This window comes from Pelagibacterium sp., from assembly GCF_035555455.1.
Lineage (GTDB): Bacteria > Pseudomonadota > Alphaproteobacteria > Rhizobiales > Devosiaceae > Pelagibacterium.
Window position 1 is genome coordinate 46,979 of the sequence record NZ_DATMGM010000025.1, and the last position, 25,033, is coordinate 72,011.

The following is a 25,033-nucleotide window of genomic DNA, read 5'->3' on the forward strand; positions in this document are numbered from 1 at the left end:
TCCTATCCGCGACGGGCGGACGGTATGCCTGAGGTGTAGGATCAACCCTAGTCGAGTGTCTGCCGGTAGCGCAGCATGGCGATGACCGAGATGACGACGAGCAGGGCGATCAGCGCCCAGAGCTCGCCACCCACATCGCCGATGGCGCTGCCCTTGAGCATCACGGCGCGGACGATACGCAGGAAATGGGTGGCCGGCACCACGTCGCCGAGGATCTGCGCCCAGCCGGGCATGGCGGCGAAGGGGAATAGGAACCCCGAGAGCAGGACCGAGGGCAGGATGGTGAACATCGAAAGCTGCATGGCCTGCATTTGCGAGCGCGCCGCCGCCGAGATCAGGAAGCCAAGCGCCAGATTGACGAGGATGAACAGGTTGAACCCCACGAAAAACGCCCAGGCCGAGCCTTCGAACGGCACGGAAAACAGGGTGAGGCCGGTAAGAAGGAACACCGCCGTCTGGATATAGCCGACGAAGACATAGGGGAGGATTTTCCCCAGCATCACTTCAAGCGGCCGCGCCGGGGTGGCGATCAGCATTTCCATGGTGCCACGTTCGGTTTCCTTGACGATAGCAACGGCGGTCATCATCACCAGCGTCATCGACAGGATGATGGCCAGAAGGCCAGGGACGATGTTGGTCGAGGTCCGGCCTTCGGGATTGTACATCTTGTGGACCGCGACGCCGAAGGGGGGCGGGGCGGGTTCAAGGCTGGCCAGCGGGCCCGAAAAAGTCTCGGACATGGCCGTTTGGACGATGCCGCTGAGCGCACCGACGGCGCCGCCTACGGCGGACGGGTCCGAAGCATCGGCGACGATCAGCAGATCGGGGCGCAGCCCGCGTACCACGTTGCGTTCGAAATCGTCCGGGAAGACGACGACAAACGACGCTCGCCCGTCGCGCAGGGCTTGTTCACCGGCGTCCGGGCCCCGGACGGTTCCCTGCACGTCGAAATAGTCGGAAATCTGCATCGATGAGACGATGGCGCGGGAGAGGGGGCCGGTATCGTTCAATTCGATCAGCGTGGGCATGTGGCGCGCGTCGGAATTGATGATGAAACCGAACAGCAGCAACTGGGCGACGGGCAGACCGATCATCATGGCGAAGGTGACGCGGTCGCGCCGCATCTGTATGAATTCCTTGGCGAGAACGGCAAAAAAGCGCGCGAAGGAAAATCTCATGCCGGCTCGCGGGTGAAATTGTCCCGTGCTCCCGTCATGAGATAGATGAAGGCTTCTTCCAGTTCGGAGGGTTTCTCATCCCATCGATGTGTGCCCCGTTTCCTGTAGGCCTCAGCTACGGCATCGAGTTTGGCCCGGTCGGTACCCGAGACGTGCAGCACAGCGCCGAAGCGGGCGACCTGTTCGACGCCGTCTTCCTTTTTGAGTTCGTCTTCGAGAGCGGAAATATCGGGCCCGGATACGCGATAGGTGACCAACCCGATCATGGCGGGGATTTCAGCCGAGCGCCCGTCGATGAGCTTTTTTCCATAGGCGATATAGGAAATGAAATCGCATTGGATCGCCTCGTCCATATAGTGGGTTGAGACCAGAACCGTGACGCCCTGTGCCGAAAGTCGGCGAATTTCATCCCAGAAATCGCGGCGCGCCTTTGGGTCGACGCCAGCAGTGGGTTCATCGAGCAGCAGCAATTTCGGTTCGTGCAACAGGCAGGCAGCCAAAGCGAGCCGCTGTTTCCAGCCGCCCGACAGCGAACCGGCAAGCTGCTTCTGCCGGTCGGCAAGCCCGAGATGGGCGAGCGCCGTGTCCACTCGCTCCCGGCGGCGGTCGAGCCGGTACATGCGCGCCACGAAATCGAGATTTTCGCGGATCGATAGGTCTTCGTAGTAGGAGAATTTCTGCGTCATGTAGCCGACCTGTTCCTTGATGCGGTCAGCCTGTTTGCGGACGTCGAAGCCCAGGCAAGTGCCTTCGCCTTCGTCGGGAGTCAGGAGTCCGCACAGCATGCGGATGGTCGTGGTCTTGCCCGAACCGTTCGGCCCGAGAAAGCCGTAAATCGCTCCGCGCGGCACGGTGATGTCGAAATGATCGACGACCCGCTTGTCGCCAAAGCTCTTGGTGAGCCCGCGTACGTCTATGACCGCTTCTCCGGTCATGGCTCCACCGTCACCGGCTGGCCGGGATGCAGCACCACCCCTGCATCGAGCGTCGCCTCGACGAGGAAGGTCAGCCGTTCGCGCTCCTCGCGGCTATAGATGAGAGGTGGGGTGAACTGCGGCTCGGACGCGAAAAAACTGAGTGTGGCAGTGAGCCCGGCCTGGCAGCCGTCGCAGGATATGGCGACCGACTGCCCGAGCGAAAGAGCCGTGCGGTCGGCCTCAGGAACGAAGAATTTAACCTTCAGGGCGTCATCGGGCAGCAGCGCGACGACCGGGCCGCCGGGCGCCACGAACTCGCCTGCCGCGAAATAGATGCGCTCGACCTGCCCGGCGAGGGGCGCACGGATGGTGCGGTCGGCCAGGGCGAAGCGGGCCTGTTCAGCGTCGGCGCGGGCAGCGATCAGCGAGGCTTGGGCCGCGTCGCGCTGCGGATTGCGGGCAGGCAATTCGGCGACCCGCAATTGCGCCTCGATTTGGGTCAGTTGCGCCTGGGCGCTGGCCAGGGTGGTGTGGTCGCGGTCCGCCTGGGCCTGGGAGACAAGGCCGCGCGCCAGCATCTCGTCGGTCCGTTGCGCCTGCGAACGGGCGAGGTCGAGATCGGCGCGGGCCTTTTCGAGGTTGGCGCGGATGACGTCGAGTTCGGCGTCGCGGCTGCCGGTGGCTAGGTTGTCGGCATTGGCCTCCGCGATTTCTACCCGCGCCGCGGCAGCGCGCAGTGCGGCCTGCTGGGCGCGATCGTCGAGGGTGAACAAAATGTCGCCTGCGCCCACCATGGTGCCCTCGCTCGCGGTAATCGCGGCAATGGTGCCATCGCCCGGGGCCGCTACATAGACGTAATCGGCTTCGACATAACCGTTCCAGATCGGCGTTTGCGGCGCGCCGAAACCCGGCACGATCAGGGCGATCAATCCAAAGAGCCAGGCAATGAACTGGTCCATGGCGGTTTCCTCAAGTTCACTTTGCGCCGGGCGCGCTCATGCCGTCAAAGAGAATGGTGAGGTGGTTGTCGATCAGCTTGTCGATTTCCAGCCCACCCTTGGGCATGACGCCAAACACCTCGGCCAGCACGGCGTGCACCATGATGGGGCCGACGATGGAGCGGACGGTCAGTTCGGGATCGACGGGGCGCAGATAGCCCTGCTCAATGCCACGCGCGACCAGCTTTTCCAGCGCCGGGATGGCCCGGTCCAGAACCTCGCGACGATACATTTCTGCCAGATGGGGAAAGCCCAGCACCTCGCGCAGCACGACCTTGGGAATGGCCAGCGTTTGAGGATCGGAGAACCGCGCGCCGAGTGTCCTGATGACCAGGGCGATGATCACGCGAGGATCGCCCTCATAGGCGTCCAGCGTGCTGAGCGCCGATTGCGCCACCGGCAGGATGGCGCGGCGTACGAGTCCTTCGAGGATGGCTTCCTTTGACGAAAAATAAAGATAAACCGCCCCCTTGCTCAGACCGGCGCGCTTGGCGATGTCCTCGACGCGTGTGGCGGCGAAGCCTTTTTCCATGAAGAGGCCGAGCGCTGCGTCAAGCACTTCATCTGGACGGGCTTCGGCTCTTCGCCGGAATTTGGGGGGCGGCACGGACGAAGGGGTCTTCATGGCAGGCCTTTCCAATTTCCCCATATATAACTGACTGGTCAGTTACATGCAAGAAAAAGCGGATATGAGGAAGCGCGAAATTCACGTGCGCGGCGCCTATGACCTGCTGCCGTTACGGAGTGATTTTTGCCGAAGTCCGTGTACGCGGCGCAGCCAATTGGCCTTGCGGGCGTTATCCCTGTTCCAAACAGGGAGTAGTGCAATGGTCAATACGCAAGATATCAAGGCACATGCTGAGGTGATCGGAGCGGATGGGGTGCATGTGGGGACAGTGGATCGGGTCGAAGGCGACCGGATCAAACTGACTCGCGACGACAGCGGGGAGGGCGATGGCCGTCACCACTATATCTCAATGGGGCTGGTGGCCGGTGTCGAGGGAAATCGGGTGAGGCTTTCAGCCAATGGCGACGTTGCCGTGACCTTCGAAGAAAATTCCTCGGGTCGTTAAGGCAAGAGTGGGACCTTCTAATGCAAAGCCCGGCCAAAATGCCGGGCTTTTCTCATGCATGAAAGATCGGGCCGAGGGAGGATGCAGGGCTAGCCGGCGTTTTCCTGCTCGCGTTGCAAGCGCAGCGCGCGAAGATGGGCGGTCTTTTTCTCACGGGCCAGTCGTTCGTCATTGATGATCTGACGCGCAATGCGATCCACTCTCTGATGCCGGTCTTCTCGTCTTGTGCTCAAGGTATTTTACTCCGTATTTTATTACGATGCTGCTTTGATATGGGAATTTTATTTGTATTTTCAAGGATGTTGGCTGGGGGTGGTATAACCGGGGTGCCGGATGCTGCGTCTTGGCATGAAATGTGGAATTAACCTGCATGAACGCGGGGCAGCCAGCAGCGAACCGGCGCTCGCGTTTGAGAGCGGGAAACGCCAGAACAGGCGGACGGGGCGATGCAAGGCTCATCAAGCCGAAAGCGCGCGGAAACAGGGCGGAAAGCCGCTAGTGCATCTTCGGAAAAGCTTAATGTTTATGATGGGTTAACTATGCTTACGTTGCATTTGAGCAACATTGCGCGCTTGCCCTATTCTCGCCACGAGTCGGCCCCACTTCGTCCGCACTCGAAACCGAAAGTCCGGGCCATTGCATTGGTGCGGAACCCGTTCGGCGCAGTTGTGGCAGCAGGGCAACACTCCCGGCCCTGACTTCGGATTGGCGGCCGTCGGATCGGAACCAGTGCTAACCGGCACCCATTTGTTTTGCACAGCCGGTAACAAGGAGAATATTAATGAACACGCTCAAGAAAGTGGCCATCGCAGCCCTTCTGTCCACGACTGCGTTCGGCGGTGCTTTCGCCGCAGACGCGATCGGGATCCCCGCTCCCGCCATTCCTGCCGCTCCCGTTTATGACGTGGGCAGCAGCTTCGATTGGAACGGCTTTTACGCCGGTGCCAATGTCGGCGCCCAGAATGACATCACCGCTTCTGAAACCAACTGGACCATCGGTGCCCAGGTTGGTGTGAACGCGACCTTCGATTTCTTCCTGGTCGGTGCCGAAGTGGCCATTGATGGGGTTTTCGATGATCCCGACATGTATACCTACGGCTCGGCACTTGCCCGTGGTGGTGTGCTGATCACCGACGAACTGCTCGCCTATGGTGCGGTTGGTTACGGTTCGGACTTCGGCGCGACCAATGGCGACGGCGATCACATCCTTGCTGGTGGTGGTCTGGAATTCGCGGCAACCGACAGCGTGTCGATCCGCGGCCAGTACCTCTATGGCTGGGATCAGTCGAACGACGCTGCGTCGAGCGACATCCACAAGTTCCAGATCGGTGCGAACTTCCACTTCTGATCGTACCTTCAGAACCAAATGCGTCAGCGGCCCCCAGCGGGGCCGTTTTCGTTTATGGAGTGTTAATGCGCGTGGCTTGCCTGTGGTTCAAAGGCAACAGAGTGCACAATTGATGGCAATTTTGTGCCGAATTTTGGTTGCCAGCGAGGCGAGGGGGTTGGAATCGGCCAGTAACTGGGCAATATGCAGATAATCAGTTCCCCGTGCTAAGAGGTATTTCAATGACCGCTCTCAAGTCCGTGCTGCTTGCCGCAGCAGCCACCGTTGCCATTGCTTCGGCTGCCCAGGCCGCCGATCCGATCATGCCTGTTCCGGTCGCCCCGATCGTTCCGGTTGCTTCTGCCTTCGATTGGAACGGCTTTTACGCCGGTGCCCGCGTTGGTGCAGAAAACAAGGTGCAGTCCGACACCGACTGGACCCTCGGCGTGGAAATCGGCGTGAACGCCGCTTTCGATATGTTCGTTCTCGGTGGTGAAGTGGGCATTGATTATGTCTTCGCCAATGCGGACTATGCATATGCGGAAGCAACCTTGCGCGCTGGTGTGCTGGTCGCTCCGGAAGCCCTGCTGTACGGTACAGTCGGCTATGGTTCCGACCTCGACAGCACCGCAAATGTCGGCTCCGGCAACCACATTCTCGCCGGTCTGGGCGCTGAATTCGCAGTGACCGACAGCGTTTCGCTTGACGCCCGCTATGTCTATGGCTGGGAACAGTCCAACGACGCCGGCACCAGCGACATCCACAAGTTCACGCTCGGCGCGAACTTCCACTTCTAAGATGGTGTTGGCGCTGCTTTAGCGCGCCAATGTCAATATCGATAAGGACGGCCCGGCGCATTGCTGGGCCGTTTTTTTTGTCGGTGCAACGTTGGGGTAGGGCAGGGCGATCGCTACAATTTTAGTAAAGTCTTATCCACGTTGACCGGCTTTGCTTGAGACCGCCGCGCAGGCCGGGATAATGGCGTCAATTAACCTTAACGGAGTGACGCCCATGTCTGTTGCTGTCCGGCTTGCGGCCATCCTCATGGCTACCGCCGCGCTTTCCACCCACGCATCGGCCCAGGACTATGGCCCCTATGGCTATGGCGGCGGATATGGATTCGATTGGGACGGTTTTTACGCCGGTGTGTATGGGGGCGGCGTGCCGTTCGGCGATGCCTCCTGGAATGCCGGTATCTTCACCGGTGTCAATGTCTCGATCGATAGTCTGGTGCTTGGTGTCGAGGCCCAGTTGGGGGCCGACATGGCCGATTCGACCAGTCTTGACGCGTTGGTCTTGGGGAAGGGCGGTATGAGTTTTGGCAGTGCGCTGGTTTATGCCACCGCAGGTACGGGCATTGTCTCGGGCGACTTCGGGTATGCATTTGGCGGCGGTGCCGACTACGGGATCACCGACTATATGAGCGTGCGGGGCGAAGTGCTGGGCACCGGCGAATGGGGCTCGGGCCCTTCCGACATGCGGCTGACCGCTGGGATCGCCTTTCATCTTTAGGAGACGCGCGGGATCGCGGCGGATATGCCCGGCGATCTCGCAATCGTGTTCGCAAAAATTCAAAGGGCGGGACAGGCGTGTCTTGCCCTTTTTGCCGATGTTGCGGCGGAAAATGAGCTGGAAGTCGGGGTTTTAGCCTGAATTTCTAACCTGACAAAATGTGTCATAATTGTGCCCTCTTGCAACCACCTAGGGGGTGGGTTAAGCCCTGTCCGAACGTCAGGGCTCAGATAGCCACGAGTCCTTATGCCCGGCGCCCGGCCGGGGCTCATCGAAGCTAGGCTGTCACATGAACGAACTGCTCAGCACCTATCTGCCGATAGTGATTTTCGTGGGCTTGGCCGCCTTTATCGGCCTTGCATTGCTGGTGGCTCCATTCCTGATCGCGGTCAGAAGACCTGATCCGGAAAAAGTCTCCGCCTACGAATGCGGCTTTGTCGCTTTCGACGATGCCCGCATGAAGTTCGATATCCGCTTCTACCTCGTTGCGATACTTTTCATCATTTTCGACCTTGAAGTCGCCTTCCTGTTTCCCTGGGCCGTCGCGTTCGGAGAGCTCGGCTGGTTCGGGTTCTGGTCGATGATGGTGTTCCTTGGTGTGCTCACCATCGGGTTCATCTACGAGTGGCGTAAAGGGGCTCTGGAATGGGATTGAGCGGCAACGGAACTTTGGTGGCCCCCCAGGCGCGCGGCGTGATCGATCCGTCGACGAATTTGCCGGTGGGCGCAACCGACCCCTATTACGTCGACATTAATAACGAGCTGGCCGACAAGGGCTTTCTCGTCACCTCGACGGATGAACTTATCAACTGGGCGCGTACAGGCAGCCTGATGTGGATGACGTTTGGCCTTGCCTGTTGCGCCGTCGAAATGATGCAGATGTCGATGCCGCGCTACGACTGCGAACGATTCGGTTTCGCGCCGCGCGCATCGCCCCGGCAGTCGGACGTGATGATTGTCGCCGGTACACTAACCAACAAGATGGCTCCGGCCCTGCGCAAGGTCTATGACCAGATGCCCGAGCCGCGCTACGTCATCTCGATGGGAAGCTGCGCCAATGGCGGCGGGTATTATCACTATTCTTATTCGGTGGTGCGGGGCTGCGATCGGGTCGTGCCCGTCGATATCTACGTTCCCGGATGCCCACCCACGGCCGAAGCGCTGCTCTACGGCGTCTTGCTGTTGCAAAAGAAAATCCGGCGCACCGGAACCATCGAGCGATAAGGTCAATCCATGGAAGATGCCCTTTCTGAACTCGGCGAGTACATCGCACAAAAGCTGGGCGATTCCCTTCTTGGATTTGCCATTGCCTATGATGAACTGACGCTGGAGGCGAAGGGCGAGTCCATTGTCGATGTGATGCGGACATTGCGGGACGATCCGCAGTGCCAGTTCATCTCGATCATCGATATTTGTGGCGTCGATTATCCCGAGCGTAGCCAGCGCTTCGATGTGGTTTATCACCTGCTCAGCCCGCACCAGAATAATCGCATCAGAGTGCGCGTGATCACCGACGAGGAGACTGCTGTTCCCTCGATCACCGGCGTGTTTCCGGGCGCGGACTGGTTCGAGCGCGAAGCTTACGACATGTATGGCATCCTGTTCACCGGGCACCCGGACCTGCGGCGCATTCTCACGGACTATGGCTTTGACGGGTACCCGCTGCGCAAGGATTTCCCGCTGACCGGCTTTGTCGAGGTGCGCTACGACGAAGAGCGCAAACGGGTGATCTATGAACCCGTCAAGCTGGCGCAGGAATTTCGGGATTTCGATTACCTGTCGCCCTGGGATGGGACCGATTACGACCTCCCCGGCGATGAGAAGGCGAAGCAATGACCGAGCACGACGTCAGAACCTTCAACATTAACTTTGGCCCGCAGCACCCGGCGGCGCACGGTGTTTTGCGCCTGGTTCTGGAGCTGGACGGCGAAGTGGTCGAGCGCGTCGATCCCCATGTGGGACTGCTGCATCGGGGCACCGAAAAGCTGATCGAGCACAAGACCTATCTGCAGGCGGTGCCCTATTTCGATCGGCTTGATTACGTCGCGCCGATGAATCAGGAACACGCTTTCGCACTTGCGGTCGAAAAGCTGCTTGACCTCAAGGTGCCGTTCCGCGGGCAGTTGATCCGGGTTCTGTATTCAGAAATCGGGCGGCTGTTGTCCCATCTGCTCAATGTCACGACGCAGGCAATGGACGTAGGCGCTTTGACACCACCGCTCTGGGGGTTCGAGCAGCGCGAACAGCTCATGATCTTTTACGAGCGCGCCTCGGGATCGCGGATGCACGCGGCCTATTTTCGTCCCGGCGGCGTGCATCAGGACCTGCCGCAGGACCTGATCGACGACATCGAAAAGTTCACGGAAACCTTTCCCAAGGCGCTCGACGATATCGACAGTCTGATCACCGAGAATCGCATTTTCAAGCAGCGCAACGTGGATATCGCGACGGTCTCGCTCGAAGATGCCTGGGCCTGGGGTTTTTCCGGTGTGATGGTGCGCGGCTCGGGCGCCGCCTGGGATCTGCGCAAGAGCCAGCCGTATGAATGCTACGACCGGCTGGATTTTGATATTCCGGTGGGCAAGAACGGCGATTGCTACGATCGCTATCTCGTGCGCATGGAAGAGATGCGCCAGTCCAATTCCATCATGAAGCAGTGCATCGACCTGATGAACGCGCCGGAAGGCAAGGGGCCGGTGTCTGCGACCGATGGTAAGGTGGTGCCACCCAGCCGTGGCGAGATGAAGCGCTCGATGGAAGCGCTGATCCATCACTTCAAGCTTTACACCGAGGGCTATCGCGTGCCGGCTGGTGAAGTCTATGCGGCGGTCGAAGCGCCCAAGGGCGAGTTCGGCGTGTATCTGGTGGCCGATGGCACCAACAAGCCGTACCGGTGCAAAATTCGCGCGCCGGGGTTTGCCCATCTTCAGGCCATGGATTTTCTCTGCCGGGGACATTTGTTGGCCGATGTGTCGGCAATCCTTGGCTCAATCGATATCGTGTTCGGAGAGGTTGATCGCTGATGAGTGTGCGTCGCCTTGCAGACGAATCCGTCCAGCCCAAATCTTTTGCGTTTTCCGAAGAGAACGCGGGCTGGGCCCAAAAGCGCATTGCGCTGTATCCGGAAGGGCGCGAGCAGTCCGCCGTGATCCCGCTATTGATGCGGGCACAGGAGCAGGACGGCTGGGTCTCCCGCGCCGCCATCGAAACCATCGCCGACATGTTGGGCATGGCCTATATCCGCGTTCTGGAAGTGGCGACGTTTTATAACCAGTTCCAGCTTCAGCCGGTTGGAACCCGTGCGCACATCCAGGTGTGCGGAACCACGCCCTGCATGCTGCGCGGCGCTGAGGATCTGCGGGCGATCTGCCAGAAGCATATCCATCCCGAGCCGCACCATCTCAATGACGATGGCACCATGAGCTGGGAAGAGGTCGAGTGCGCGGGGGCCTGCGTCAACGCTCCGATGATCACCATCGGCTTTGACACTTATGAAGATCTGACCCCGGAGCGCTTCGAGGAAATCCTCTTCGCTTTCAGGGACGGCAAGGGCGATACGATTCCGGCAGGGCCGCAGAATGGCCGCCGCTTTTCCGCGCCGCTGACCGGACAAACCACGTTGCTCGACACGGTCGCCGCGCAACCTGCTGGCGGCGCGGCGGCGTCCGGGGCCGGCGATGATCCCAAAGCCGTCCGTCCGGGACGCAAAAGCCAGATCGGGGAGGAGGCCGCGCCCGCGATCAACTCTCCGGCTCCCGATGAAGCAAAGGCTTCTGTCGCAGAAGCGGAAGCGGAAAAGGACGATGCGACCGGGCCCGTCGGGCGCAAGCCCGATCAGGCTATGCGCGAGGGCGCAACCGGCGCGGAATCTGGTGCCATCGATGGCACGGCGAAGAGCGCGTCCGACCGCAAGTCGCCAAGCGGCAAGTCGAAGGGGGAGTGAACGATGCTGGCGGATAAGGATCGCATTTTCACCAATCTCTACGGCCAGGACGACTGGGGCCTTGAGGGAGCGCGGCGGCGCGGCTCCTGGCAGGGCACCAAGGACCTGCTCGATATGGGGCGCGAATGGCTGACCAATGAGGTCAAGGCTTCGGGCCTGCGGGGCCGGGGCGGCGCTGGTTTTTCCACCGGGCTGAAATGGAGCTTCATGCCCAAGGTCAGCGACGGGCGTCCGCACTATCTCGTGGTCAATGCCGACGAATCTGAGCCGGGCACGTGCAAGGATCGGGAAATTCTCCGGCACGATCCGCACCATTTGATCGAAGGTTGCCTGATCGCTGGCAGGGCGATGGATGCTCATACGGCGTTCATCTATATCCGCGGCGAATTCATGCGCGAGCGGCACCACCTGGAAGCGGCGGTGCAGCAGGCCTATGACGCGCGGCTGATTGGCAAGAACAATATCCATGGCTGGGACTTCGATATCGTCGTCCATCACGGGGCGGGGGCCTATATCTGCGGCGAAGAAACCGCGCTGCTCGAATCGCTTGAGGGCAAGAAGGGTCAGCCGCGCCTGAAGCCGCCTTTCCCGGCGGGCATGGGGCTTTATGGTTGCCCCACCACGGTCAACAACGTCGAATCCATCGCCGTCGTCCCGGAAATCTTGCGGCGCGGGGCGTCGTGGTTCTCCGGGCTCGGGCGTGAGAACAATACCGGCACCAAGCTGTTTTGCGTCTCGGGGCATGTCAACAATCCTGCCACCTTCGAAGAAGAGATGGGCATTCCGTTTGAACAGCTGATCGACAAGCATTGCGGCGGCATTCGCGGCGGCTGGGACAATCTGCTGGCGGTGATCCCGGGCGGGTCCTCGGTCCCGTGCGTGCCGGGCGAAACGATCCGCAACGCGCATATGGATTTCGATGGCCTGCGGGAAGTGGGGTCGTCGCTAGGCACCGCTGCGGTGATCGTGATGGACAAGTCCACCGACATCATCAAGGCGATCTGGCGTCTGTCGGCCTTCTACAAGCACGAAAGCTGCGGTCAGTGTACGCCGTGCCGCGAGGGGACCGGATGGATGATGCGCGTGATGGAACGGATGGTGCGTGGAGAAGCGCAAAAGCGCGAGATCGACATGCTGTTTGCCGTGACCAAGCAGGTTGAAGGCCACACGATCTGCGCGCTGGGCGATGCGGCAGCCTGGCCGATCCAAGGGCTGATCAAGAACTTCCGTCATGTGATCGAAGAGCGGATCGACGCATATACCTACAAGTCCACCTCGGATGGCGCCGTGCCATCGGTCGCGGCGGAGTAAGGGCTATGGTGCAACTCAAGGTCGACGGGCAACTGATCGAGGTTCCCGATCATTTCACGCTGATGCAGGCCGCCGAGGCAGCGGGGGCCGAAATCCCGCGCTTTTGCTATCATGAACGCCTGTCGGTGGCCGGAAACTGCCGCATGTGCCTCGTTGAGGTGAAGGGCGGGCCACCCAAGCCCCAGGCAAGTTGCGCCATGAGCGTGCGCGACCTGCGCCCCGGGCCCAATGGCGAAGCGCCCGAAATGTTCACCAACACGCCGATGGTCAAAAAGGCCCGCGAAGGCGTGATGGAATTCCTGCTGATCAACCATCCGCTCGATTGCCCGATCTGCGATCAGGGCGGCGAGTGCGATTTGCAGGATCAGGCCATGGCCTATGGTGTGGACAGTTCGCGGTTCTGGGAGAACAAGCGCGCCGTCGAAGACAAATATATGGGTCCGCTGGTCAAGACCGTGATGACCCGCTGCATCCAGTGTACCCGCTGCGTGCGGTTCAGCACCGAAGTGGCGGGGGTTTCCGAACTCGGTGCGACCGGGCGCGGCGAGGATATGGAGATCACCACCTATCTAGAGCAGGCGCTGACCAGCGAATTGCAGGGGAACGTGATCGATCTGTGCCCGGTGGGTGCGCTGACGTCCAAGCCCTATGCGTTCCAGGCGCGCCCATGGGAATTGATCAAAACCGAATCCATCGACGTGATGGACGCTGTGGGGTCGTCCATTCGGGTCGATGCACGGGGCCGCGAAGTCATGCGCATCCTGCCGCGCATCCATGAGGGGGTGAACGAGGAATGGATTTCCGACAAGACCCGTTTCATCTGGGACGGACTGCGCACGCAGCGGCTTGACCGGCCCTATGTGAAAAAGGGCGGCAAGTTGCAGGCCGCAACCTGGGCCGAGGCGTTCGCGGCAGTCGCAAAAGCAGTCGGCAAGGCAGACCCCAAGAGGATCGGCGCGATTGCCGGCGATCTGGCCGGCGTGGAAGAAATGTTCGCGCTCAAGGCGCTGATGACCGCTCTGGGCTCTGCCAATATCGACGCACGACCGGCAGGCTCAGGGCTCGATCCGAAAAAGGGCAGGGCGTCGTATCTATTCAATGCGACAATCGCGGGTATCGAAAACGCTGACGCGATTCTGATCATTGGCGCCAATCCGCGCCGTGAAGCCGCAGTGCTCAATTCGCGCATCCGCAAAACGTGGCGCGCGGGCGATGTCGCCATCGGCGTCATCGGCGAAGCTGCTGACCTCACCTATGACTATACCCATCTGGGCGCCGGTATCGACAGTCTGGTCGATCTGGCGGCGGGCAAGGGTGACTTCGCCAATACGCTCAAGGCTGCCAAGCGCCCATTGGTGATTGTGGGCGAGGGTGCTGTCACCGGCGTTTCAGGCAAGGACGTTTTGGCGCTCGCCGCCGAAATCGCGCGGGCCAGCGGGGCGCTGACCGAGGAGTGGAACGGGTTCTCCGTGCTCCATAATGCGGCCTCCCGCGTCGGAGCGCTCGATATCGGTTTTGTTCCGGGTCGTGGCGGCATGGATGCTGGGGCGCTGACGAAGGCTGCAGGAAGCGGCAAGCTCGACGTCCTGTTCCTTCTCGGAGCCGATGAACTCGACATGGCGGCGCTTGGCGACACCACCGTCGTCTATATCGGCACCCATGGCGATGCCGGAGCGCACCGCGCCGATATTATCCTGCCAGCGGCGACCTACACCGAAAAATCGGCCACCTACGTCAACACCGAGGGGCGGGTACAGACGACCACGCGGGCCGTGTTCGCACCGGGCGAAGCGCGGGAAGATTGGGCCGTATTGAGGGCCTTGTCGGCGGTGCTGGGCCATACCCTGCCGTTCGATTCCCTCGCCCAGTTGCGAGCGGTGCTCTATGAGCAGCATCCGCATCTGGCGCGGATCGATGCGATCGCAGCAGGCAAGGCCTCGGATATCGAAGCCATTGCCGAAATGGCCACGCCGAAATCGACATATGGCCTCATCTCGCCGGTTGGCGACTTCTACCTCACCAACCCGATAGCGCGCGCATCCGCCGTGATGGCCGAATGCTCGCAGCTCATGGCGGGCCTGAAACAGGCCGCGGAGTAAGGCAGCGATATGGATTGGATTTTGTACGCGCTGGACTACCTGGTGGGAGCCCCGATCCTGGGACTGGGAACCACGGTCGGCTTTGTCTGGAAGGCGCTGTTGCTGCTGGTCACACTGCTGATCTTTACAGCCTATGTTCTGCTGGCCGACCGCAAGATATGGGCCGCCGTTCAGATTCGGCGGGGCCCTAACGTGGTGGGTGCGTTCGGGCTGTTCCAGAGCTTTGCCGACCTTCTGAAATTTGTCTTCAAGGAACCGGTTATTCCCGCCGGGGCCGATAAGGCGGTGTTTATTCTCGCTCCACTGGTCTCGGTGCTGCTGGCGCTATCGACCTGGGCGGTAATCCCGATTTCCGAAGGCTGGGCGCTGGCCGATATCAATGTCGGCATTCTCTATATTTTCGCCATTTCCTCCCTTGGCGTTTACGGCGTAATCATGGGCGGGTGGGCGTCGAACTCGAAATATCCGTTCCTCGGCGCGCTGCGCTCGGCGGCGCAAATGGTGTCCTATGAAGTCTCGATCGGCTTCGTCATCATCACCGTGCTGCTGTGCGTGGGGTCGCTCAATCTCACCCATATCGTTCAAGCGCAGGAGCAGGGCGGACTGGCCCATATGCTGGGCGTGCCGTGGCTGACGTTCCTCAACTGGTTCTGGCTGCCGCTGTTCCCGATCTTCGTGATCTTCTTTATTTCAGCACTGGCCGAAACCAATCGTCCTCCCTTCGATCTGCCGGAAGCAGAATCCGAGTTGGTTGCCGGGTTCATGGTCGAATACGGATCGACGCCATACATGATGTTCATGCTCGGCGAGTATGTTTCGATCATCCTGATGTGCGCCCTGACCACCATCCTGTTCCTCGGCGGATGGACAGCACCAATCGACCTGCCGCCCTTTACATGGGTGCCCGGACCCGTGTGGTTCGTTTTGAAGCTGTCGATGGTCTTTTTCATGTTCGCCATGGTGAAGGCCTTCGTCCCCCGCTATCGCTATGACCAGTTGATGCGGCTGGGCTGGAAGGTCTTCCTGCCGATTTCGCTGTTCATGGTCGTCGCAGTCGCCGCCGTTCTCCAGCTGACCGGCTGGGGATGGCATGGCGGCATGGCTTAAGGAGAACCCATGAGAGCTTTGCGGTTTCTCGATGCGCTTTTGCTCAGGGAGTTCGTTTCGACGTTTTTCCTGTCGATGCGATATTTCTTCTCGCCCAAGCCGACTATCAACTATCCGTTCGAAAAGGGCCCTGTCTCGCCGCGCTTCCGGGGGGAACATGCCCTGCGGCGTTATCCCAACGGCGAAGAGCGCTGCATTGCGTGCAAGCTGTGCGAGGCGATTTGCCCGGCGCAGGCGATTACCATCGAGGCAGGCCCACGCCAGAATGATGGCACCCGCCGAACCGTCCGCTACGACATCGACATGGTCAAATGCATCTATTGCGGCTTCTGCCAGGAAGCGTGCCCGGTCGATGCGATCGTGGAAGGACCGAACTTCGAATTCGCAACCGAGACGCGTGAAGAACTCTATTTCTCCAAGGAGCGCCTGCTTGCCAATGGCGATCGCTGGGAACGCGAACTCGCGGCCAATATCGCGCTCGACGCGCCGTACCGTTAGGAGCGACAGGTGACCTTGCCGCTATTTTTCTTCTACCTGTTCTCGGCTGTCCTGGTCGCTTCGGCGATCATGGTGATCTCGTCGCGCAATCCGGTGCACTCGGTGCTGTTTCTGATCCTGGCCTTCGTCAATGGCGCCGGGATTTTCATGCTGGCCGGGGCCGAGTTCCTCGCACTCATCATCATAGTGGTCTATGTCGGCGCCGTGATGGTGCTGTTCCTGTTCGTGGTGATGATGCTCAACGTGGACTTTGCAGAGCTGCGGCGCGGAATCCTGCAATATGCGCCATTTGGCTTCGTGATCGGCATCATCCTGCTGCTTGAATTGCTGCTGGTCGCCGGATCGGCCTATCTGGTGCCCGAGGTGGCGGGGACGGGCGTATTGCCCATCGACGGCACCATTGAGAATACGCGGGCGCTCGGACGGGTGCTCTACACCGATTACATCCATCTCTTCCAGGCCTGCGGTCTCGTGCTGCTGGTGGCGATGGTTGGGGCCATCGTTTTGACATTGCGGCACAAGCCGAACGTCAAGCGCCAGGACGTGGCGCAACAGGTGGCGCGCACCAAGGCGACCGGCGTCGAGGTCGTCAAGGTAGAGAGCGGAAAAGGGCTTTAGGGGACAATGATGACACCGGTTATCGGGCTCGGTCACTTCCTGACCGTCGCGGCCATTTTGTTCACCATCGGGGTGTTCGGGATTTTTCTCAATCGCAAGAACATCATCATCATCCTGATGTCGGTGGAACTGATCCTTCTGTCGGTGAACATCAATCTCGTCGCGTTTTCCAATCATCTGGGCGATCTGGTCGGGCAGGTGTTTGCGCTTGTCATCCTGACGGTTGCCGCAGCGGAGGCCGCCATCGGGCTGGCGATCCTTGTGATCTTCTTCCGTAACCGCGGCTCCATCGCGGTTGACGACGTCAACATGATGAAGGGCTAGGGCATGGCTCCGAAAAGGCAAATCCGGCTTTCGGAAAAAGTCATGCTCCGGGGGGTAGGGCAGCAATGATTCAGGCAATCGTCTTCTTGCCGCTGATCGGCGCGCTGGTGGCCGGGCTTTTTGGCCGCTTCATCGGGCACAAGCCGGCGGAAATTCTCACTACGTCGCTGTTGATGGCGGCGGCAGCGCTATCCTGGGTAGTTTTCCTGCCTTTCTTTTTCGGCTCAGGCGAGCCGTTCTCGATAACGGTGCTGAGCTGGATTCATTCGGGGGAGCTGTCTGTCGACTGGGTGCTGCGCGTCGATACGCTGACCGCGATCATGCTGGTTGTGGTCAACACCGTCTCCGCACTCGTGCATCTGTATTCGATCGGGTACATGCACGACGACCCGCACCGGGCGCGGTTTTTTGCCTACCTGTCGCTTTTCACCTTCGCCATGCTGATGCTGGTGACGGCCGACAACTTCGTGCAGATGTTCTTTGGCTGGGAAGGCGTCGGGCTGGCTTCATACCTGCTGATTGGGTTCTGGTACCAAAAGGAGTCGGCGCGGGCAGCCGCAATGAAGGCCTTTGTCGTCAACCGTGTCGGCGATTTCGGCTTCCTCCTGGGTATCCTCGCGACATTTTTCGTCATCGGCACACTGGGGTTCGATGAAACCTTTGCCGCACTGCCGAATATGGCCGATGCGACGATCCAGTTCCTGTGGTGGGACGCGCATGCGATGACCGTCATCTGCCTGCTGCTGTTCATGGGCGCGATGGGCAAGTCCGCGCAATTCCTCCTGCACACATGGCTCCCCGATGCCATGGAGGGTCCGACGCCGGTTTCTGCCCTGATCCACGCGGCCACGATGGTGACGGCGGGGGTGTTCATGGTGGCGCGCCTCTCGCCGATGTTCGAACTCAGCGAGTCGGCAACCCTGTTCGTCATCTATATCGGGGCGATCACCGCGTTCTTTGCCGCGACGGTTGGGCTGGTCCAGAACGACATCAAGCGCGTCATTGCCTATTCGACCTGTTCGCAACTGGGCTATATGTTCGTGGCACTGGGGGTAGGGGCCTATTCGGCGGGCGTGTTCCATCTGTTCACCCACGCCTTTTTCAAGGCGCTGCTGTTTCTCGGGGCGGGATCGGTCATCCACGCCATGCACCATGAGCAGGATATGCGCCGGATGGGCGGGATCGCCAAAAAGGTGCCGATCACTTACGCGATGATGCTGATAGGGACACTGGCGCTGACCGGGGTGGGTATTCCCGGCACGCCTTTGGGTTTCGCAGGGTTTTTCTCCAAGGATGCCATCATCGAATCCGCTTATGCCTTTGGCGGCAGCGCGGGCTCGCTGGCCTTCTGGCTGCTGGTGGTCGCGGCGATGTTCACCAGCTTCTATTCCTGGAGACTGATCCATCTCACCTTCCACGGTCCGACCCGCGCCGATCAGGCCACGGTCGAAGGGGCTCATGAGAGCCCAAATGTGATGCTGACGCCGCTCTATGTGCTCGCCATCGGCGCGGTGCTGTCCGGTGTGGTGTTTTACCCGGTGTTCTTCGAACACGCAGACGAGGTTATGGCGTTCTTCAACGGCTCGGTCGTTGTCGACGAGCAATTGCTCGATGCGGCCCACCATGTTCCAGTCTGGGTGAAGTGGTCGGCAACCCTTGCCATGGTGATCGGGTTCGTCGCCGCCTGGTTCATGTATATCCGCAGCCCGGAAACACCCCGCAGGCTGGCCGAGGAACATCGTGGCCTCTATCAGTTCCTCGTCAACAAGTGGTATTTCGACGAGCTCTATGACCGGATTTTCGTACGTCCGGCCCGCTGGATCGGAACGGCTCTATGGAAGGGCTTCGACGACTGGCTGATCGACGAAACGCTCACCGAGGGCCTCGGGCGGCGGGTGAGGCAGGTGACCGGTTACGTCACCCGCCTGCAATCGGGCTACCTCTATCACTATGCATTCGCCATGCTCATCGGCGTTGCCGCCCTTATCACTTGGGCCATCGCCGCCGGGGGACTTCTGGGATGATTCTTGAAAGCAACATCCTGACCATCGTGACGTTTCTGCCGTTGGTCGGGGCATTCTTCATTCTCCTGACGCCCGGACGCGACGAGGCCGCGGTCACCAATATCAAGCGCATCGCGCTGGCGACCACAATCGTTACTTTCGTCTTCACGCTGGTCATGTGGGCCATATTCGACCCCGAAACAGCCGATTTCCAGTTCGTTCAGAACCAGCTCTGGCTCGGCGACGTGATCGGCTATCGCATGGGCGTGGATGGAATTTCGGTCCTGTTCATTGTGCTGACCGGCCTGCTGATGCCCATGTGCATCCTTGCCAGCTGGGAATCGATCACCTTCCGGGTGCGCGAGTACATGGTGCTGTTCCTTGTGCTTGAAATGCTGATGATCGGCGTTTTCGCTACGCTCGATCTGGCCATGTTCTACGTGTTTTTCGAGGGCACCCTCATTCCCATGTTCCTGATCATCGGGATATGGGGTGGAAAGCGGCGTATCCAGGCCAGCTACAAGTTTTTCTTTTATACTTTTACCGGCTCGGTGCTGATGTTGCTGGCCATCATGGCCATGTACTGGCAGGGCGGAACGCTCGATATCTCGCGCCTGCTGCGCGTCGAGTTCCCGGAATCGATGCAATACTGGCTGTGGTTGGCCTTCTTTGCCTCGCTGGCGGTCAAGATGCCCATGTGGCCGCTCCACCGCTGGCTACCTGAAGCGCACGTCGAGGCGCCAACGGCGGGCTCGGTCATCCTTGCAGCCATCCTGCTCAAGCTGGGCGGCTATGGGTTCCTGCGCTTTTCGCTGCCGATGTTTCCAGAAGCTTCTGCGTATTTTTCCAGCTTCGTGTTCTTTCTCTCTGTCGCCGCAATTATCGTCACCTCGCTGGTGGCCTTCGTGCAGACCGACATGAAAAAGCTCATCGCCTATTCCTCAGTGGCGCATATGGGCTTTGTCACGATGGGCATCTTTGCCGGCAATGTGCAGGGGGTTCAGGGAGCGATCTTCCAGATGATCTCTCACGGCATCGTGTCCGGAGCGCTGTTCCTGTGTGTTGGCGTCATCTATGACCGCATGCACACCCGCGAGATTGCCGCCTATGGTGGGCTGGTCGAACGCATGCCCAAATACGCATTCGCGTTCATGGTGTTCACCATGGCTAATGTGGGCTTGCCGGGCACGTCCGGTTTCGTGGGCGAGTTCCTGACGCTGCTGGGAATGTTCCAGGTCAATACGTGGTTTGCAGTGTTTGCAGCGACCGGCGTGATCCTTTCGGCCTGCTACGCACTCTGGCTGTATCGCAAGATCATCTGGGGCGCGCTGGACAAGGAGAGCCTCAAGGCGATTCTTGATCTCAATCCACGTGAAGTGGCGATGCTCGCCCCGCTGATTGTCCTGACAATCCTCTTCGGTTTCTACCCCGCGCCGCTGCTCGACGCGACTGCCGTTTCGGTGCAGGCGCTGGTCGATCAGTACCAGTCCGCTATCGGTCTGGCGCATTAGGAGGTGACTATGGTGTCCGAATTTCCCGGTTTCGCCGCCCTGGCGCCTGCCTATCCCGAATTCGTGCTGATCGTCGGGGCGCTGGCGCTGCTGATGGTCGGCGTGTTCGCCAAAAAAGAGATCGCCGCCGGCGTGACCGGCATCGCTATCGGGCTGCTGATCGCGGTCGCGGTGCTGATCGCCTTCATGCCCTCGGAAGGCACGATCTTCCAGAACGGCTTCATCAATGACGGCTTCGCGCGCTTCATGAAGGTGCTGATCGTCACAGGATCGGCGCTCGCACTCGTGTTGTCGGTGTCGAGCGCGTCCGACAGCGGGCTCAACAAGTTCGAATATCCCGTGCTCGTCGTCATGGCCACAGTTGGCATGATGATGATGGTGTCGGCCAATGATCTGATGAGCCTTTATGTCGGCCTCGAACTGCAATCGTTGGCGTTGTATGTGTTGGCTGCGTTCAAGCGCGATAGCGGCAAGGCGACCGAAGCGGGGCTGAAATATTTCGTGCTCGGGGCCTTGTCCTCGGGGATGCTGCTCTATGGCGCGTCGCTGGTCTATGGATTTACCGGCCATACCCAATTGCCGGAAATCGCTCAGGCCGTGGCGCTTGGCGACCGTAATCCGGGCGTGATCTTCGGTCTTGTGTTCCTGCTTGCCGGTGTCGCCTTCAAGATTTCCGCCGTGCCGTTCCATATGTGGACGCCCGACGTTTATGAAGGCGCGCCCACGCCGGTGACGGCATTTTTCGCCTCGGCGCCGAAAGTGGCAGCGATGGCTCTGTTGATCCGGCTCGTGTTCGACGGTTTCGAGCCCATCGCGCGTGACTGGCAGCAGGTGGTGATCTTTTTGTCCATCGCTTCCATGGTGCTCGCGTCATTTGCAGCCATCGGGCAGAACAATCTCAAGCGCCTGCTGGCCTATTCCTCAATCGGCCATGTCGGTTTTGCGCTTGTCGGCCTTTCAGCGGGCAATCTGGTGGGTGTCGAAGGCATTGCCATCTACATGGCGATCTACATGGTCATGACCATCGGGACATTTGGCTGTCTTTTGGCCCTGCGCAACGAAAACGGATATGTCGAAACCATCGATGACCTTGCAGGCTTGGCCCGCAATCGTCCGTTCGTAGCGGCGGTGATGGCGCTGTTCATGTTTTCGCTGGTCGGGCTGCCGCCTCTGGCCGGATTTTTCGCCAAGTGGCAGGTGTTCCTCGCAGCGATGGAAGCGCAGCTGTTCGTGCTGGCTGTCATCGGCATGCTGGCGAGCGCGGTGAGCGCGTTTTATTATCTGCGGATCGTCAAGGTCATGTATTTTGATGAGCCGACCCAGACCTATGCCATTCCGCCCGTCGAAGTGCGCGTGGTGCTGGCCTTTACCGGGTTTCTGATCCTCACCTATTACTTCACGGTGGGCGCACCGCTGACGGCCCTGGCCCGTGGCGCGGCCACAGCATTGCTCTAGAGCCGAGGACGGGTGGTTACGTTTCCGCTTTCCAAACGGGCACTCAATGCCGGGTACCGGGTGGTGGGTTTCGATACGGTCGGGTCCACCAACACCCTGGCGATGCAGGCTGCCATGGATGGGGATGCGGGCCAGCTGTGGTTTGCGGCCTTGCAGCAGACCGAGGGCAGGGGACGGCGCGGACGGGCCTGGGAGAGCCCTCATGGCAATCTCGCCGCCTCGCTACTCATTGTGCCCGATGCCCCGGCTGCCAGCCTTGCCAGCCTTGGTTTTGTGGCCGGCGTAGCGCTCAACACTGCTCTTGCCCGTGTGATCCCACAAGCAGCGATCCACAGCGCACTCGATGGCGCGGACGGGGCGAGCGGGGGAGGCAAGACGCGGTTTGCGCTCAAATGGCCCAATGACCTGCTGAGCGATGGGGCCAAGCTGGCGGGCATCATGCTCGAAGCGTCAAAACGTCCCGATGGCCGCACCGCAATCGTGATCGGCATCGGCGTCAACGTCGTCGCAGCCCCCAAGGACGTGCCGTATCCGGCGACTTCGCTGGCCGCGCTGGGCGCAGCTATCGACGCTGCGACAGTTTTTGAGGCACTGGCGGAAAGCTGGGTCGAGTGCTACCAGACATGGAACGATGGTGAAGGCACCCCGGCGATCATTCGTCTGTGGCGCGAGCGGGCCGCTGGAATTGGTGGCGAGGTGGCCGTTCAGCGCAAGGACGGCGTGTTGCGCGGAATTTTTGAAACGATTGATGAAGCGGGCCATCTGATTGTCCGCGATGACGACGGGCACCGTATCGCGATTACCGCGGGCGACGTCCATTTTGGAACCACGGCAACGCTGCGCTAGACGATGCGGGCCGTTAGAAACAGGGACGCCGCCGCCTTGCGACGGCGCAATCCGCTAATGGCAAAAAAGAATTCCGGGATCGAAGAACTCGTCTTCGTGCCTCTTGGAGGCGTGGGCGAAATCGGCATGAACATGGGCCTGTACGGCTTTGGCCCCGAAGAGAAGCGCAAATGGCTGGTGGTCGATTGTGGCGTGAGCTTCGGGGGCCCCGAATTGCCCGGCATCGAACTGGTCATGCCCGACCCCTATTTTCTGGAAGACCAGGCCGAGAACGTCGTCGGGCTGGTGCTGACCCACGCTCATGAGGACCATTTTGGCGCGATCCTCGACTTGTGGCCCAGTTTCGATAAGCCGGTTTTTGCTGGAAAATTCGGCGCGGCCATGCTCAGGGCCAAGCGCATTTCCAACAATATCGTGGACGATGTCGAAATCCAGCTGTTCGAGCCGGGTGTGCCGTTCCATGTCGGCCCGTTCACCGTAGAAGCCATCGAGGTTTCGCACTCGATCCCGGAATCCAATGCTTTGCTGATTTCGACGCCAGCCGGTCGTGTGGTGCATACCGGTGACTGGAAGATCGATCCTTTGCCAATTGGCACCCCGGCAACCAACATGGCGCGGTTCAGGGAGATCGGGTCGGATGGCGAGCCTATTGCGCTGGTTTGCGACTCGACCAACGCCATGAAAGACGGGGACAGCCCCTCGGAAACCGAGGTTGGCGTCAACCTGGAACGGCTGATCGCTTCGGCCAAGAACCGGGTGGCGGTGACGATCTTTGCGTCCAACCTTGGGCGGATGATCTCGATTGCGCGCGCGGCGGCCAAAGCCGACCGGCAGGTCGTCGCGGCGGGCAGGGCGGTGCATCGAATCGCGGGCATCGCGCGTGAACTGGGCATGATGGAAGACATTCCGCCCTTTCTCGATCAGGATGCCTTCGACACTCTGCCACGCGACAAGGTTGTGCTGATCTGCACGGGCAGTCAGGGCGAATCCCGCGCAGCCATGGCTCGCATTGCCGATGGTTCTCATCCGGTCATCAAGCTTTCGCCCGGTGACATGGCGATTTTTTCGTCCTGGGCCATTCCAGGCAACGAGAAGGCCGTACTCGATATCCAGAACAAGCTGGTCGACCAGGGCGTCGAGATCGTGACAGCGGACCGGGAAACCATTCACGTTTCCGGCCACCCCCGCCGCCATGAGCTGGCCCAGCTCTACGATTGGCTCAAGCCGGATGTGCTGATTCCGGTGCATGGCGAGCCGATGCATCTTGAGGCCCACGCTACGTTTGGCCGTGAGAAGGGTATCCCCAAAGTGTTCTCGATCCGCAACGGGGACATGGTGCGGCTGTATCCGACGCTGAAACATTCACGCAATGAAGTGCGCACCGGCGTGCTCTACCTGGACGGTAATCTCGTCTGCACGCCCGAGGAATCCAATGTTCGTGATCGGCGCCGACTGGCTTTTGGCGGCGTTGTCGTCGTGAGCCTTGCGATTAACGGCAAGGGACAGATCGTCTCGGGTCCGGTATTCGATCTGGACGGTCTGCCGGATTTGGCCGACGATGACGATCCGTTGAGCGCTGTTGCCCATTCGGCGGCGCGTGGCGCCATCAAGGGCTTTGCCGAAAAGCGGCGGTCCGATACCAACCGTTTCGCAGAGGCCATCCGCCGTGCGGTGCGCGCCGAACTCAACCACGCGTGGGGGCGCAAGCCCATCGTGAAAGTGTTCGTTCACAAGGTCTGAAGGACCTGATTTTTTATTGGAGGTCTTCCGGTCGATCCTTCGTGGCTCTCGGACGGAAGGCCCAAGACAGTGGGGTGGACCTCAGGCATGCAGCCATTGACCTATATCGCGATTTATTTCGTGGTCTGGTGGACCGTGCTTTTTGTCGTTCTGCCGTTCTCGGTGCGCAGCCAGCACGAGGATGGGGAGATCGCTGACGGCACGGACCCCGGCGCTCCGGTGAAGACCTATCTGTGGCAGAAGGCGCTGATCACCACCATCATTTCAGCGGTGCTGACCGTGGCTGTGTTCTGGATACTGGGCAATCCCGCGCTCCAGGATTACTGGGCCTAAGGCCGAAATCCGATCTTTTTGCATGAAGGTCGGGCGGCAAATCTTTGTAAGTGAAATAAAAAAGTGCAGGGCGATGCCCTGCACTTTGGAAAAGTTTCGCGACAATCCACTGGTCTTACAGCGCTCAGATCGGGCGGCCAGTGCTCCTCCCTTGACGTTGTCCGCGTCAGGACAGGTTGTGCCTGTCTATTGGTTTTATGGGCGGACCCTATCAAGGACATTTTGCCTGGACAAGCACAA

The 25,033-nt window shown here is 60.1% G+C and carries 26 protein-coding genes; 21 read left to right on the forward strand and 5 right to left on the reverse strand.

What is annotated here, in order from left to right; all coding sequences use genetic code 11:
- Nucleotides 1-47 precede the first annotated feature (47 nt).
- From VNS12_RS04310 to VNS12_RS04325, 4 genes are read right to left on the reverse strand one after another with little or no spacing between them, the layout of a single operon-like run.
- The gene (locus tag VNS12_RS04310; RefSeq protein ID WP_325486607.1) at nt 48-1,178 is read right to left on the reverse strand and encodes an ABC transporter permease; all 1,131 of its coding nucleotides are present in this window, start codon (nt 1,176-1,178) and stop codon (nt 48-50) included.
- Nucleotides 1,175-2,113 carry an ABC transporter ATP-binding protein gene (locus tag VNS12_RS04315; RefSeq protein WP_325486608.1) on the reverse strand — a complete coding sequence of 313 codons (939 nt, stop codon included), beginning with the start codon at nt 2,111-2,113 and terminating at the stop codon, nt 1,175-1,177. The genes VNS12_RS04310 and VNS12_RS04315 overlap by 4 nt, the downstream gene beginning before the upstream one ends.
- Entirely contained in the window at nt 2,110-3,054 is a 945-nt protein-coding gene (locus tag VNS12_RS04320) for an HlyD family secretion protein (protein ID WP_325486609.1), read from the reverse strand. Before VNS12_RS04320 ends, VNS12_RS04315 begins: the two co-directional genes overlap by 4 nt.
- Before the next feature lie 16 nt (nt 3,055-3,070).
- A complete protein-coding gene (locus tag VNS12_RS04325) occupies nt 3,071-3,718 on the reverse strand; it encodes a TetR/AcrR family transcriptional regulator (protein ID WP_325486610.1) in 648 nt (215 codons plus the stop codon).
- Nucleotides 3,719-3,920: 202 nt separating this feature from the next.
- On the opposite strand from VNS12_RS04325, the gene VNS12_RS04330 reads away from it, so the two are divergent.
- Nucleotides 3,921-4,166, forward strand: a complete 246-nt coding sequence (locus VNS12_RS04330) for a DUF2171 domain-containing protein (protein ID WP_325486611.1) — start codon at nt 3,921-3,923, stop codon at nt 4,164-4,166.
- 89 nt (nt 4,167-4,255) lie between these two features.
- On the opposite strand, the gene VNS12_RS04335 is transcribed toward VNS12_RS04330, so the two are convergent.
- Entirely contained in the window at nt 4,256-4,399 is a 144-nt protein-coding gene (locus VNS12_RS04335) for a hypothetical protein (protein WP_325486612.1), read from the reverse strand.
- 548 nt (nt 4,400-4,947) lie between these two features.
- Here VNS12_RS04335 and VNS12_RS04340 point away from each other — a divergent pair.
- From VNS12_RS04340 to VNS12_RS04435, 20 genes are all read left to right on the forward strand, one after another.
- Nucleotides 4,948-5,514, forward strand: coding sequence for an outer membrane protein (locus VNS12_RS04340; RefSeq protein WP_325486613.1), 567 nt, complete (start codon nt 4,948-4,950; stop codon nt 5,512-5,514).
- Nucleotides 5,515-5,735: 221 nt separating this feature from the next.
- A complete protein-coding gene (locus VNS12_RS04345; protein WP_325486614.1) occupies nt 5,736-6,290 on the forward strand; it encodes an outer membrane protein in 555 nt (184 codons plus the stop codon).
- A gap of 214 nt (nt 6,291-6,504) precedes the next feature.
- Nucleotides 6,505-7,005, forward strand: a complete 501-nt coding sequence (locus tag VNS12_RS04350; RefSeq protein ID WP_325486615.1) for an outer membrane protein — start codon at nt 6,505-6,507, stop codon at nt 7,003-7,005.
- 289 nt (nt 7,006-7,294) lie between these two features.
- On the forward strand, nt 7,295-7,660 hold the full coding sequence (locus VNS12_RS04355) for an NADH-quinone oxidoreductase subunit A (RefSeq protein WP_325486616.1): 366 nt from the start codon (nt 7,295-7,297) through the stop codon (nt 7,658-7,660).
- Nucleotides 7,651-8,229, forward strand: a complete 579-nt coding sequence (locus tag VNS12_RS04360; protein ID WP_325486617.1) for a NuoB/complex I 20 kDa subunit family protein — start codon at nt 7,651-7,653, stop codon at nt 8,227-8,229. The genes VNS12_RS04355 and VNS12_RS04360 overlap by 10 nt, the downstream gene beginning before the upstream one ends.
- 9 nt (nt 8,230-8,238) lie before the next feature.
- The gene (locus VNS12_RS04365; RefSeq protein ID WP_325486618.1) at nt 8,239-8,841 is read left to right on the forward strand and encodes an NADH-quinone oxidoreductase subunit C; all 603 of its coding nucleotides are present in this window, start codon (nt 8,239-8,241) and stop codon (nt 8,839-8,841) included.
- On the forward strand, nt 8,838-10,028 hold the full coding sequence (locus VNS12_RS04370) for an NADH-quinone oxidoreductase subunit D (RefSeq protein WP_325486619.1): 1,191 nt from the start codon (nt 8,838-8,840) through the stop codon (nt 10,026-10,028). Before VNS12_RS04365 ends, VNS12_RS04370 begins: the two co-directional genes overlap by 4 nt.
- Nucleotides 10,028-10,948, forward strand: a complete 921-nt coding sequence (nuoE, locus tag VNS12_RS04375) for an NADH-quinone oxidoreductase subunit NuoE (RefSeq protein WP_325486620.1) — start codon at nt 10,028-10,030, stop codon at nt 10,946-10,948. Before VNS12_RS04370 ends, nuoE begins: the two co-directional genes overlap by 1 nt.
- 3 nt (nt 10,949-10,951) lie before the next feature.
- Nucleotides 10,952-12,259 carry an NADH-quinone oxidoreductase subunit NuoF gene (nuoF, locus tag VNS12_RS04380; RefSeq protein ID WP_325486621.1) on the forward strand — a complete coding sequence of 436 codons (1,308 nt, stop codon included), beginning with the start codon at nt 10,952-10,954 and terminating at the stop codon, nt 12,257-12,259.
- A gap of 5 nt (nt 12,260-12,264) precedes the next feature.
- Nucleotides 12,265-14,358, forward strand: coding sequence for an NADH-quinone oxidoreductase subunit NuoG (gene nuoG / locus VNS12_RS04385; RefSeq protein ID WP_325486622.1), 2,094 nt, complete (start codon nt 12,265-12,267; stop codon nt 14,356-14,358).
- A 9-nt stretch (nt 14,359-14,367) separates the two neighbouring features.
- Nucleotides 14,368-15,465 (forward strand): NADH-quinone oxidoreductase subunit NuoH, encoded by a 1,098-nt coding sequence (gene nuoH / locus VNS12_RS04390; protein ID WP_325486623.1) that lies wholly within the window; start codon nt 14,368-14,370, stop codon nt 15,463-15,465.
- A gap of 9 nt (nt 15,466-15,474) precedes the next feature.
- A complete protein-coding gene (nuoI, locus tag VNS12_RS04395; RefSeq protein ID WP_325486624.1) occupies nt 15,475-15,963 on the forward strand; it encodes an NADH-quinone oxidoreductase subunit NuoI in 489 nt (162 codons plus the stop codon).
- 9 nt (nt 15,964-15,972) lie between these two features.
- Nucleotides 15,973-16,581, forward strand: a complete 609-nt coding sequence (locus VNS12_RS04400; RefSeq protein WP_325486625.1) for an NADH-quinone oxidoreductase subunit J — start codon at nt 15,973-15,975, stop codon at nt 16,579-16,581.
- 9 nt (nt 16,582-16,590) lie between these two features.
- Nucleotides 16,591-16,905 (forward strand): NADH-quinone oxidoreductase subunit NuoK, encoded by a 315-nt coding sequence (nuoK, locus tag VNS12_RS04405; RefSeq protein ID WP_325486658.1) that lies wholly within the window; start codon nt 16,591-16,593, stop codon nt 16,903-16,905.
- 65 nt (nt 16,906-16,970) lie between these two features.
- The gene (gene nuoL, locus VNS12_RS04410) at nt 16,971-18,929 is read left to right on the forward strand and encodes an NADH-quinone oxidoreductase subunit L (protein WP_325486626.1); all 1,959 of its coding nucleotides are present in this window, start codon (nt 16,971-16,973) and stop codon (nt 18,927-18,929) included.
- The gene (locus tag VNS12_RS04415; RefSeq protein ID WP_414693063.1) at nt 18,926-20,419 is read left to right on the forward strand and encodes an NADH-quinone oxidoreductase subunit M; all 1,494 of its coding nucleotides are present in this window, start codon (nt 18,926-18,928) and stop codon (nt 20,417-20,419) included. The genes nuoL and VNS12_RS04415 overlap by 4 nt, the downstream gene beginning before the upstream one ends.
- Nucleotides 20,420-20,428: 9 nt before the next feature.
- Nucleotides 20,429-21,874, forward strand: coding sequence for an NADH-quinone oxidoreductase subunit NuoN (gene nuoN, locus VNS12_RS04420; protein WP_325486627.1), 1,446 nt, complete (start codon nt 20,429-20,431; stop codon nt 21,872-21,874).
- A 12-nt stretch (nt 21,875-21,886) separates the two neighbouring features.
- On the forward strand, nt 21,887-22,720 hold the full coding sequence (locus VNS12_RS04425; protein ID WP_325486628.1) for a biotin--[acetyl-CoA-carboxylase] ligase: 834 nt from the start codon (nt 21,887-21,889) through the stop codon (nt 22,718-22,720).
- A 57-nt stretch (nt 22,721-22,777) separates the two neighbouring features.
- Nucleotides 22,778-24,460 (forward strand): ribonuclease J, encoded by a 1,683-nt coding sequence (locus tag VNS12_RS04430; RefSeq protein WP_325486629.1) that lies wholly within the window; start codon nt 22,778-22,780, stop codon nt 24,458-24,460.
- 87 nt (nt 24,461-24,547) lie between these two features.
- A complete protein-coding gene (locus VNS12_RS04435) occupies nt 24,548-24,793 on the forward strand; it encodes a DUF1467 family protein (protein ID WP_325486630.1) in 246 nt (81 codons plus the stop codon).
- Nucleotides 24,794-25,033 lie beyond the last annotated feature (240 nt).

Excerpts from the sequence above, each read along its gene's own strand:
- nuoE (WP_325486620.1), top strand. The coding sequence starts at position 10,028 with ATGAGTGTGCGTCGCCTTGCAGACGAATCCGTCCAGCCCAAATCTTTT.
- VNS12_RS04430 (WP_325486629.1), top strand. The coding sequence starts at position 22,778 with ATGGCAAAAAAGAATTCCGGGATCGAAGAACTCGTCTTCGTGCCTCTT.
- VNS12_RS04315 (WP_325486608.1), bottom strand. The coding sequence starts at position 2,113 with ATGACCGGAGAAGCGGTCATAGACGTACGCGGGCTCACCAAGAGCTTT.
- VNS12_RS04370 (WP_325486619.1), top strand. The coding sequence starts at position 8,838 with ATGACCGAGCACGACGTCAGAACCTTCAACATTAACTTTGGCCCGCAG.
- VNS12_RS04360 (WP_325486617.1), top strand. The coding sequence starts at position 7,651 with ATGGGATTGAGCGGCAACGGAACTTTGGTGGCCCCCCAGGCGCGCGGC.
- VNS12_RS04340 (WP_325486613.1), top strand. The coding sequence starts at position 4,948 with ATGAACACGCTCAAGAAAGTGGCCATCGCAGCCCTTCTGTCCACGACT.
- VNS12_RS04350 (WP_325486615.1), top strand. The coding sequence starts at position 6,505 with ATGTCTGTTGCTGTCCGGCTTGCGGCCATCCTCATGGCTACCGCCGCG.
- nuoL (WP_325486626.1), top strand. The coding sequence starts at position 16,971 with ATGATTCAGGCAATCGTCTTCTTGCCGCTGATCGGCGCGCTGGTGGCC.
- VNS12_RS04435 (WP_325486630.1), top strand. The coding sequence starts at position 24,548 with ATGCAGCCATTGACCTATATCGCGATTTATTTCGTGGTCTGGTGGACC.
- nuoF (WP_325486621.1), top strand. The coding sequence starts at position 10,952 with ATGCTGGCGGATAAGGATCGCATTTTCACCAATCTCTACGGCCAGGAC.
- nuoI (WP_325486624.1), top strand. The coding sequence starts at position 15,475 with ATGAGAGCTTTGCGGTTTCTCGATGCGCTTTTGCTCAGGGAGTTCGTT.
- VNS12_RS04330 (WP_325486611.1), top strand. The coding sequence starts at position 3,921 with ATGGTCAATACGCAAGATATCAAGGCACATGCTGAGGTGATCGGAGCG.
- VNS12_RS04320 (WP_325486609.1), bottom strand. The coding sequence starts at position 3,054 with ATGGACCAGTTCATTGCCTGGCTCTTTGGATTGATCGCCCTGATCGTG.
- VNS12_RS04310 (WP_325486607.1), bottom strand. The coding sequence starts at position 1,178 with ATGAGATTTTCCTTCGCGCGCTTTTTTGCCGTTCTCGCCAAGGAATTC.
- VNS12_RS04415 (WP_414693063.1), top strand. The coding sequence starts at position 18,926 with ATGATTCTTGAAAGCAACATCCTGACCATCGTGACGTTTCTGCCGTTG.
- nuoH (WP_325486623.1), top strand. The coding sequence starts at position 14,368 with ATGGATTGGATTTTGTACGCGCTGGACTACCTGGTGGGAGCCCCGATC.
- VNS12_RS04345 (WP_325486614.1), top strand. The coding sequence starts at position 5,736 with ATGACCGCTCTCAAGTCCGTGCTGCTTGCCGCAGCAGCCACCGTTGCC.
- VNS12_RS04325 (WP_325486610.1), bottom strand. The coding sequence starts at position 3,718 with ATGAAGACCCCTTCGTCCGTGCCGCCCCCCAAATTCCGGCGAAGAGCC.
- nuoK (WP_325486658.1), top strand. The coding sequence starts at position 16,591 with ATGACACCGGTTATCGGGCTCGGTCACTTCCTGACCGTCGCGGCCATT.
- VNS12_RS04355 (WP_325486616.1), top strand. The coding sequence starts at position 7,295 with ATGAACGAACTGCTCAGCACCTATCTGCCGATAGTGATTTTCGTGGGC.
- VNS12_RS04365 (WP_325486618.1), top strand. The coding sequence starts at position 8,239 with ATGGAAGATGCCCTTTCTGAACTCGGCGAGTACATCGCACAAAAGCTG.
- nuoN (WP_325486627.1), top strand. The coding sequence starts at position 20,429 with ATGGTGTCCGAATTTCCCGGTTTCGCCGCCCTGGCGCCTGCCTATCCC.
- nuoG (WP_325486622.1), top strand. The coding sequence starts at position 12,265 with ATGGTGCAACTCAAGGTCGACGGGCAACTGATCGAGGTTCCCGATCAT.